Source organism: Corallococcus sp. 4LFB, from assembly GCF_046520365.1.
GTDB lineage: Bacteria > Myxococcota > Myxococcia > Myxococcales > Myxococcaceae > Corallococcus > Corallococcus caeni.
Genome location: NZ_JBKGHJ010000392.1, coordinates 1 through 8,196 on the forward strand (window position 1 = coordinate 1; position 8,196 = coordinate 8,196).

The window sequence follows — 8,196 nt, forward strand, 5'->3', positions numbered from 1 at the left end:
CACGGTGCAGCCTCACGGCCCCTACCAGCTCGGAGGCTGGTCCCTGGGCGGACTCATCGCCTACGAAATGGCCCAGCGGCTGCGCGAAGCCGGCGAAGCCGTGCACCTGCTCGCCCTCATCGACACCCACGTCCCTGGCCTGACGAAGCCCTCGCAGGACGTCGCGCACCTCGACTCCCACGCCCGCGCGAGGCTCGCCTTCGCTCACGCCACGGCCACCGCCTTCGGCCAGGCGCTCTCCCTCTCCGACGACGTCCTGGCCCAGGGCAGTGACGAAGCCATGCTGGACCACCTGCTCCAGGAAGGACTCCGGGCGCGCATCCTCGACGCGCACTCCGGGCCCGCCCAGCTGCGCGCCCTCTTCCAGGTCTTCCGCTCCAACCTCTTCGCCCAGGAGAAGTACGTACCCCGGCCGTATGAAGGCGCCGCCCTGCTCCTGAGCGCTGGCGAAGCCCCCGCCTCCCTCCCGCGTCACCGCGGCTGGGAGCCCCTCGTCCGTGGCGGCCTGGAGGTGCACACCGTCCCCGGCGGCCACCACGCCCTGATGCAGGACCCGCACCTCGCGCCCGTCGTCGAGCGCCTGCGCACGGCCCTGTCCGCCGCCCCGAAGCAGGAGGCCACCGGCAGTTGAAGCCCGCCTCCACTCCGTGTCTGTCTTTCAGGCACGGAGTGGAAACAGGTTACGGTCCGCGCATGTCACGCGAAGAGAACAATCGCTATCTCCGGAATGCCACCAAGGACCAGCTCCGCAAGCTGCCGCTGCTGGGGCGTCTGGGCTCCCATCCGTTCCTGAAGCTCCTGCTCCTGTGGGCCGCCCTGCTGGCGCTCTACGGCGGCTTCTACGTCTTCTTCTCCAATCCCACGCACCCGGGAAGGAGTCAGCCGACCCCGTCGCCCACGCTCCAGCCGGAGTGGGTCCCGACGTTGATTGCCATCTTCACCCTCGTCTCCACGGTCCTGGGCGCGAGTCTGTTCTGGCGGCAGCTCCAGGCTCGCAAGGTGCGCAGGAAGGAAGCCGAGGCGCTCCTGCAGCCGGGCCCGGAGGCCTACCTCCGGCTCACGGACGAGCTCCTTCCCCCGACCAGCCCGTTCCCCGACGTGGACCTGCTGCGAGCGCAGAGGCATGCCCTGGCGAGGATCCTCTACGGGCAGGACGCGCTGGCCCGCCACGAATTGAACCAGGTGAACTGGCGGGGCAAGGCGCCCCTGCTCCAGGCCATGGAGCGGGGCATGGACGCGCTCCTCCACCTGCTCTGCAAGGACGATCCCGAGCGGGGACTGACGCTCGCGCGGGAAGCCCTCGCCATGGCCGACCTCAACCCCGCGCTCCCCGGCGCCAAGGCGGGCCGCGTCTTCTACGAAGTCCTCCTCCACTCCGCGGAGGTCCTCACGGGCACGGTGACGCCGGAGGGCATGCGGACCCTGGAACACCACCAGGAGGGCTCGCCCCTCATCGTGGTTCGCCTGCTGAGCGCCTGGGCCCTCCGGGTCGCCTCCGTCCAGGAGAAGGACCTGGACCGCGCGGAGCGGATGCGCCAGTTCCTCCAGACGCACGCGCCCCACTGCGCCCCGCTCCACCGGCTGCCCGTTCAGGCAATGGCAGACACCTAGAGCTTCAGCCGCTTGAACACCGGCTCCGGGATGCCGCGGATGATGAGCATGATGAGCGCCCAGAAGCCGGGCACGTAGACCTCGTTCTTGCGTCCGTCCGCGGCCTTCAGCAGGCCGCGCGCCACCTGCTCCGGCGAGGCGAAGAGCTTGTTCTTCGGCACGTGCGCCGTCATCGGCGTGTCCACGAAGCCCGGCTTCACCGTCACCACCGCCACGCCGGACTTCGCCAGCCGGTTGCGCAGGCCCTGGAGGAACACGGTCAGCGCGCCCTTGGACGCGCCGTACACGTAGTTGCTCTGCCGGCCTCGGTCTCCCGCCACCGACGAAATCACCACCAGCGTGCCAGCCTTCTGCGCCTCGAAGCGGTTGGCCAGCTCCGTCAGCAGCGACGCGGCGGAGAGGAAGTTCGTGCGCAGCACCAGCTCCGTCGCGGCCCACGAGCGCTGGCTCTCCGCCTGGTCTCCCAGCACGCCATGCGCCAGCACGGCCCCGTCCAGCCCGCCCAGGGCCTGCCACGCCCGCTCCACCAGGCTCGCGTGCGCTTCACAGTCGTTCAGGTCCAGCGCCCGGAACTCCACCTTCGGCGCGCCGCGCGTGGCCGCGTCCCGGGCCACCGCCTCCAGGTTCGCGGCGTTGCGGCCCACCAGGTACAGCGCAGCCCCGCGCGCGGCGAGCAGCCGCACCGTCGCCTGGGCAATGGCGCTCGTGGCGCCGAGGACGATGACTTTCTTCATGGGATGGAGACCTGGCGTCCCTCCAGCGAAGGCAGGGGCAGCGACGCCGGGTTCACCCGGCGCCAGAAGGAGGAAGAGAACGCGGGATCGATGTACGCGGAGAACCGCTCGCGCTGGGGGAAGTACGCCGCGAAGCTCTCCGGGCTCATGCGCGCGTCCTTGGCGGGGTACACCGCGCCGCCCGCTTCACGCGTCACGCGGTCCAGCTCCTCCACCAGCCGCCACGTCTTCTCCCCCCGGTTGGCGAAGTCCAGGGCCAGCGTGTAGCCCGGGCGCGGAAAGGACATCCACCCGGGCGACGGCAGGTCGCCGAACGTCTTGAGCACGGACAGGAAGCTGGGCAGCCCGCCTCGGGCGCTGCGCTCCAGCAGCTCCTTCAGCGCGTCGCGCGCGGTGGCGTGGGGCACCACGCACTGGAACTGGAGGAAGCCCCGGCGGCCGTAGATGCGGTTCCAGCCGTACACGCTGTCGAGCGGGTAGAAGAACGGATCGTAGTGCACGAGCCGCGGGGACGGCTTGGTCCGCTCGCGGTGGTAGTACAGGAAGTTGAAGGCGGACACCGACAGCCGGTTGAGGCAGAAGCCCGGTAGGTCCACGGGCACCGCGAGCCCGCTGCCATGCGACAGGTGGCTCTTGGCCAGGGGCAGCCGGTCGAACTGCGTGGGCGCGAAGTTGCCCCGGTAGAACAGGCCGCGCCCCAGCTTGCGGCCGCGTGCCAGGCAGTCCACCCAGGACATGGTGAAGTCGTGGTCCGCCTCGGACTCCGCGGACACGCGCATGAAGCCGTCCAGGTTCTCGAACGGGACGGTCTCCTGCACCACGAAGGGGTTGCGGATGGGCGTCAGCTGCACCTCCGCCCAGGTGACGAGCCCCGTGAGCCCCAGGCCGCCAATCGTCGCGCCGAACCAGTCCGCGTTCTCCACGGGCGAGCACATCCGGCGGCTGCCGTCCGAGCGCACCAGCTCGAACCGGCGCACGTGCCGGCCGAACGTCCCGGCCCGGTGGTGGTTCTTGCCGTGCACGTCGTTGGCGATGGCGCCGCCCACCGTGACGAACTTCGTGCCCGGCGTCACCGGCAGGAACCAGCCGCGCGGCACGGCCAGCCGCAGCAGCGTGTCCAGCGACACGCCCGCCTCGCAGCGCACCACGCCCGTCGCCGGGTCGAAGTCGATGAGCCGGTCCAGGCCCGCGGTGAGCAGCACCGTGCCCCCGCCGTTGAGGCAGGAGTCGCCGTAGCTGCGGCCCAGGCCATGCGGCAGCACCGGCCCGTCCACCCGGGGCAGCGCGTCCGAGCGCCACACGAGCGCGCGCGTCCGCTGTTCCACGCGGGGGAAGCGGCCCCAGGAGTCCGACGTGCTCATCGCCACGCCCCCGTCACGTCGCCACCCACAGCACCAGCGCCGCGACCGCGCCCACGACGTAGCTGACCCGGTCGCGCAGCGCGAAGACGAGCGGGTCCTCGTTCACGAGCCCCCGGTGCGCCAGCACCCAGATGCGGCCCACCCAGTACAGCATCACCGGGCACAGCAGCCACAGCCGCTCCGGATGGGCATACAGCGCCGTCACCTCCTTGCTGGTGATGTAGAGGGCCAGCACCAGCACGGACACCTGGCCCGCCGCCGCGCCCAGGCTCGCGAGCTGCTCGTAGTCCTGCGCCAGGTAGCCGCGCCCGTGCGCGGACGTCTCGTTGGACTGGCGCAGCCGCCGCACCTCGCTCAGCCGCTTGAGCAGGGCCAGCGACAGGAAGAGGAACGTGCTGAACATGAGCAGCCAGCTGGACGTGGGCACCCCCACCGCCAGCGCGCCGCCGAAGATGCGCACGGTGTAGAGGCCCGCCAGCACCAGCACGTCCAGCATCACCACCTGCTTGAGCCGCAGCGAGTACGCCAGCGTCAGGACGAAGTACGCGGCCAGGAGCGCGGAGAACGCCAGGGGCAGCGTCGCCAGCGCCAGCGCCGCGGCGCTCCCCAGCAGCAGCGGCGCCAGCACCACGCCCGCGCGCACCGGCAGGGCCCCGGACGCGAAGGGCCGCTGGGACTTGGACGGGTGCCGCCGGTCCGACGCCAAATCCAACAGGTCGTTGATGACGTACACGCTGGAGGCGCAGAGGCTGAAGGCGATGAACGCCAGCACCGCGCGCGGGGCCATGCCACCGTGGGTGGCCTTGTGCGCCGCCAGCAGGGGCACGAAGACGAGCGCGTTCTTCGCCCACTGGTGCACGCGCAGCGCCTTCACCCAGGGGCGCGGTCCGGCCGGCGGGGGCTCGAAGACGCGGTGCACGGGGCGGCCCAGCCCCTGGGCCTGACGCAGCACCCCCGCCGTCGCGTGCACCACGATGACTTGCCGGCACTCGCGCCACAGCGGCAGGTCCACCGCGTCGTTGCCCGCGTAGTCGAAGGTGCCCAGCAGCTCGCGCAGCCGCTGAAGCTTCCGCGCGCCGGACAGGTTCACCCCGGCCTCGCTGGCGACCACCGAGTCGAAGAGGCCCAGGTGGGCGGCCACCGCGTCGGCGATGCCGCGGTCCGCGGCCGTGGCCAGCACGAGCCGCCGCCCCCGCGCGTGCTCCTCGCGAAGGAAGGCCAGCACCTCCGCGTTGTAGGGCAGCGACGTGACGTCCAGCCGCGCGCGGCGGGCCACCTCCGCCTTGAAGAAGGCCTTGCCCCGGAGCACCCACAGCGGCGCCAGCAGCAGCAGCCACGGCGCGTGCTTGAGGAGCACGAGCAGGTTCTCATGCAGCGTGTCCGTGCGCACCAGCGTGCCGTCCAGGTCGACCGCGAGCGGGACGTCAGGCACGGCGTCGGGGATGGGGGCTGGAGGCTGCATGAAGGGGGCCCGCAGGGTAGCCCAAGGGCCCGGGCCGTCCACCGTTCCGTGCCCCCCGAGGGCGGAAGCCCCCTCCAGGCGACGGTCCTCCTGGCCGCCGTCCGGACGGGAGGGCGTCCCGCCCGTGCCTCAGAGCGACTTCAGGAAGGCGAGCAGCGCGGCCCGGTCCTCCCGGGGCAGCCGCACGTATTTGCCCTGCGCGGCGGCCGCCTCGCCCCCGTGCCAGAGGACGGCCTCCTCCAGGGAGCGGGCCCGGCCGTCATGCAGGAAGCGCGTGTGCCGGTTGACGGACTCCACCAGCCCGATGCCCCACAAGGGCGGCGTGCGCCACTCGCTGCCCGTGGCGAGCCCATCCGGACGCCCGTCCGCCAGGCCCTCGCCCAGATCGTGCAGCAGCAGGTCCGTGTAGGGGTAGATGACCTGCCGGGACACCTCGTCGAAGCCCTCCACCAGCCCCGTCTCCTGGGGCGTGTCGACGTGGCAGGCCGCGCAGCCGAGGGCGCGGAACACGGCGTGGCCCCGCTGGACCTCCGGCGCCTCCCAGTCGCGCCGCTTCGGCACGGCGAGCAGGCGCATGTAGATCATCAGCAGGTCCAGGTCGTCCTGGGACACCTCCGGCTCGCCCGGTGCGTCCCGGCCCTGCTCCTGGCGGTAGAGCGTCGTCGTGACGCCCATGTCCGCGACGAGCGCGTGCGCCACCTGCTGGCGCAGCGTGGGCTGGTTGGCCTTCCACCCGAAGCGGCCCAGGCGCGTCTCTCCCGTCACCACGTCGAGCACCTGGTTGGCCCGGCCGGAGATGCCGTCGTGGTCGCGGTCCTCGGGGTCCGCGCGGCCAGGAGGCCGGCTTCCGGCAGGGCCTCCAGCAGCCCCAGGCCGAAGTTCACGGGCGACACGCGGGCGGAGAACATGGCGCCATCCCCCAGCGGGCCGCGCACCAGGCCCTGGAACTGGTAGCGCGGACGCACGAGGGAGTACGGCTCGCCGGTGGCGAACGTGCCGCGCGTCTCCTCGTAGTCGACGCGGACGTGGCCCTCGGGGACCTGGCCCTCCACCGCGTGCAGGTCCAGCTGCATGCCGTACAGCGGGTGGGGACCGGCGCCGCCGGGCGCGCTCAGCTGGAACGCCAGCGAGACGGGCGCCTCCGTGGGGCTCGAGGGAGGTTGTCCCCGGCCGTCCTTCACGTGGCAGGTCATGCAGCCGGTGGCGCTGAAGAAGGGGCCGGCCACGGCGGGGCGCTGGCGCGAATCGCTCCAGTCGCGGTCGAAGACGCCCTTGCCCGCGTAGAAGTCCGGCCAGCGCGAGCGCGGCATGTTCATGGGCGCGCGCCCGAAGGCGTTGCGGCCGGTGTCCGTCACGGTGGTGGCGCCGCCGGACTGCTCCACGTGCGGCAGGGCGACGGGGGGCAGCGCGCCCAGCAGCAGGGGTTCGGGGCGGCGGACGACGGTGGCCCACGCGGCGCCGATGAGCAGCGCTCCGGCGGAGACACCAGCGAGGGACCAGGGTACGCGCATCGTCACGACTCCTCGGGGGGAAGGCTCAGACAGACAGCCCACCGGGCGGGACGCAAGGGCCCCGCCCGGTGGAGGTGAAGCCTACTTCTCCTGGCCGAAGGACTCGCCCGTGATGAGGAAGTCCGTGGCGCTGGCGTTCACGTCGATGCCGGAGAAGTGGCGGTACGGATAGGCGCCGTCGCCGATCTCCTCGATGAACTCCGCCGTGTCGCCGACGACTTCCTTCCCGTCCGCGAGCTTCACGCGGAAGGTCGTGTTGGCCGCGTGCAGGCGCCAGCCGCAGGCGCCGTCCTGGCCCACGCCCCCGCCCGTCGTGGTGCGGAAGGAGAAGAAGTCCCAGTGCCAGTAGTACCAGTCGAGGAAGTCCCACCAGCTGTAGAAGATGATGATCATCGACTGCGGCTGGGCGGTCGTCCCGACGAGGTTGCCATTGTTGTAGACGTTCATCCGGAACGCGCCGGAGGGCGAACCGGTGAAGCCCGGCGCCACCTGCACCTGGCGGTCCTTGCCGGGAATCATGCGCAGGGTGCTGACGACCTGGTCGCCATCCCGCGCGGCCAGGGCAATGCCGCCCGTGGCGCTGCCAATGCGGACCTGCGCGTCCTGCGACCAGGTGATGGCGTCGTTGAACGTGCTGGAGACGCCGTCCGTCTTGGCGTCCTTCAGCCCGGTGACCTGCACGCCCTTCTCGGAAGCGCTCAGGGCCGCGTTGCCCTTGGCGCAGGTGGTGATGCCGTCAAACCGCTGGACGCACTCCGCCGCGGCGGAGAGCGGCTGCGCGGACTGCGAACCTTCCGGAGCCTGCGTCGGCTCACCCTGGCAACCGGCAACCAGGCTCAGGAACGCAGCCGCCAGGAGGCGACTCGTCATCTTCAGGTGCATGTGGGACCTCGACTGTGTGGGGGGCACTGTCTGCTTCGCGCACATCGGATGGAGACGCGGGGAGTCCGGCCGGCGGCAACAGGGAAGCACCGGACGCGCGCTCCAGGCCGTGCGTCATGCACCTGTCACGCCATGTTCCAAGGTTTCGAGGCGCTCCTCGGAAAGCCCCCCTCCCGGGTGACACGCGTGCCCTGGGGCCTGTAGCGCGGACCGTTACAGAAGCGCCGGGGCGTGTATCTCGCGGTGTCACAGCGACTCGCCCCGTTGCTTGCGCCAGGCCGTGCGCGGGGCTAGGGAATCGCCCCTCGTATGTCGGCGCTCGCGGAACTGCTCGAAGCCATCCGGGAGGAGTCAGGCCCGGCCACGTGGTCCGCCGGACAGGCCCTGTCGCGCGCGGGGGTCGTGTCGGTGCAGTCCGTGGACGAGGAGGAGGTCGTCCTCCGCGTCCGCATCCCCGGCCGCCCCACCCCGCTCACCACCACCCTCTACCCCGAGGACGAAATCTGGGAGTGCGACTGCCGGGGGAAGGCGGACCCGTGCGAGCACGTCATCGCCGCGGCCATCGTCCTGCGTCAGGCGGAAGGCCGGAAGGCCACCGCGGCGGCGGCCCCTGCCCGCCCGGGCCCCGCCTCCCT

At 71.8% G+C, this 8,196-nt stretch carries 9 protein-coding genes; 3 read left to right on the forward strand and 6 right to left on the reverse strand.

All coding sequences use genetic code 11. The features are described from left to right. Positions 1-631 (forward strand): thioesterase domain-containing protein (locus ACLEQD_RS31575; protein ID WP_410389217.1); only part of this gene is annotated, 631 nt, incomplete at its 5' end. A 62-nt stretch (positions 632-693) separates the two neighbouring features. Continuing rightward, the gene (locus tag ACLEQD_RS31580; protein ID WP_410389218.1) at positions 694-1,611 is read left to right on the forward strand and encodes a hypothetical protein; all 918 of its coding nucleotides are present in this window, start codon (positions 694-696) and stop codon (positions 1,609-1,611) included. On the opposite strand, the gene ACLEQD_RS31585 is transcribed toward ACLEQD_RS31580, so the two are convergent. The 6 genes from ACLEQD_RS31585 to ACLEQD_RS31610 all read right to left on the reverse strand — a co-directional run bounded on the left by ACLEQD_RS31585 (position 1,608) and on the right by ACLEQD_RS31610 (position 7,561). After that, positions 1,608-2,345 (reverse strand): SDR family oxidoreductase, encoded by a 738-nt coding sequence (locus ACLEQD_RS31585; protein WP_410389219.1) that lies wholly within the window; start codon positions 2,343-2,345, stop codon positions 1,608-1,610. The two genes, ACLEQD_RS31580 and ACLEQD_RS31585, sit on opposite strands and share 4 nt — an antisense overlap. Further along, positions 2,342-3,706 carry an FAD-dependent oxidoreductase gene (locus ACLEQD_RS31590; protein ID WP_410389220.1) on the reverse strand — a complete coding sequence of 455 codons (1,365 nt, stop codon included), beginning with the start codon at positions 3,704-3,706 and terminating at the stop codon, positions 2,342-2,344. The genes ACLEQD_RS31585 and ACLEQD_RS31590 overlap by 4 nt, the downstream gene beginning before the upstream one ends. A 13-nt stretch (positions 3,707-3,719) precedes the next feature. Further along, the gene (locus tag ACLEQD_RS31595) at positions 3,720-5,168 is read right to left on the reverse strand and encodes a UbiA family prenyltransferase (protein WP_410389221.1); all 1,449 of its coding nucleotides are present in this window, start codon (positions 5,166-5,168) and stop codon (positions 3,720-3,722) included. Between the two features lie 129 nt (positions 5,169-5,297). Then, the gene (locus ACLEQD_RS31600; RefSeq protein WP_410389222.1) at positions 5,298-5,933 is read right to left on the reverse strand and encodes a di-heme oxidoredictase family protein; all 636 of its coding nucleotides are present in this window, start codon (positions 5,931-5,933) and stop codon (positions 5,298-5,300) included. After that, positions 5,930-6,679: a di-heme oxidoredictase family protein gene (locus ACLEQD_RS31605; protein WP_410389223.1), complete on the reverse strand. Its 750-nt coding sequence runs from the start codon at positions 6,677-6,679 to the stop codon at positions 5,930-5,932. The genes ACLEQD_RS31600 and ACLEQD_RS31605 overlap by 4 nt, the downstream gene beginning before the upstream one ends. Positions 6,680-6,760: 81 nt before the next feature. After that, on the reverse strand, positions 6,761-7,561 hold the full coding sequence (locus ACLEQD_RS31610; protein ID WP_410389224.1) for a hypothetical protein: 801 nt from the start codon (positions 7,559-7,561) through the stop codon (positions 6,761-6,763). A 309-nt stretch (positions 7,562-7,870) separates the two neighbouring features. Here ACLEQD_RS31610 and ACLEQD_RS31615 point away from each other — a divergent pair. Continuing rightward, the coding region (locus ACLEQD_RS31615; RefSeq protein ID WP_410389225.1) for an SWIM zinc finger family protein at positions 7,871-8,196 on the forward strand (326 nt) is incomplete at its 3' end.

What these genes read in the sequence shown, in the direction of transcription:
- ACLEQD_RS31580 (WP_410389218.1), top strand. Translation starts at nt 694, where the DNA reads ATGTCACGCGAAGAGAACAATCGCTATCTCCGGAATGCCACCAAGGAC.
- ACLEQD_RS31585 (WP_410389219.1), bottom strand. Translation starts at nt 2,345, where the DNA reads ATGAAGAAAGTCATCGTCCTCGGCGCCACGAGCGCCATTGCCCAGGCG.
- ACLEQD_RS31590 (WP_410389220.1), bottom strand. Translation starts at nt 3,706, where the DNA reads ATGAGCACGTCGGACTCCTGGGGCCGCTTCCCCCGCGTGGAACAGCGG.
- ACLEQD_RS31595 (WP_410389221.1), bottom strand. Translation starts at nt 5,168, where the DNA reads ATGCAGCCTCCAGCCCCCATCCCCGACGCCGTGCCTGACGTCCCGCTC.
- ACLEQD_RS31605 (WP_410389223.1), bottom strand. Translation starts at nt 6,679, where the DNA reads ATGCGCGTACCCTGGTCCCTCGCTGGTGTCTCCGCCGGAGCGCTGCTC.
- ACLEQD_RS31610 (WP_410389224.1), bottom strand. Translation starts at nt 7,561, where the DNA reads ATGCACCTGAAGATGACGAGTCGCCTCCTGGCGGCTGCGTTCCTGAGC.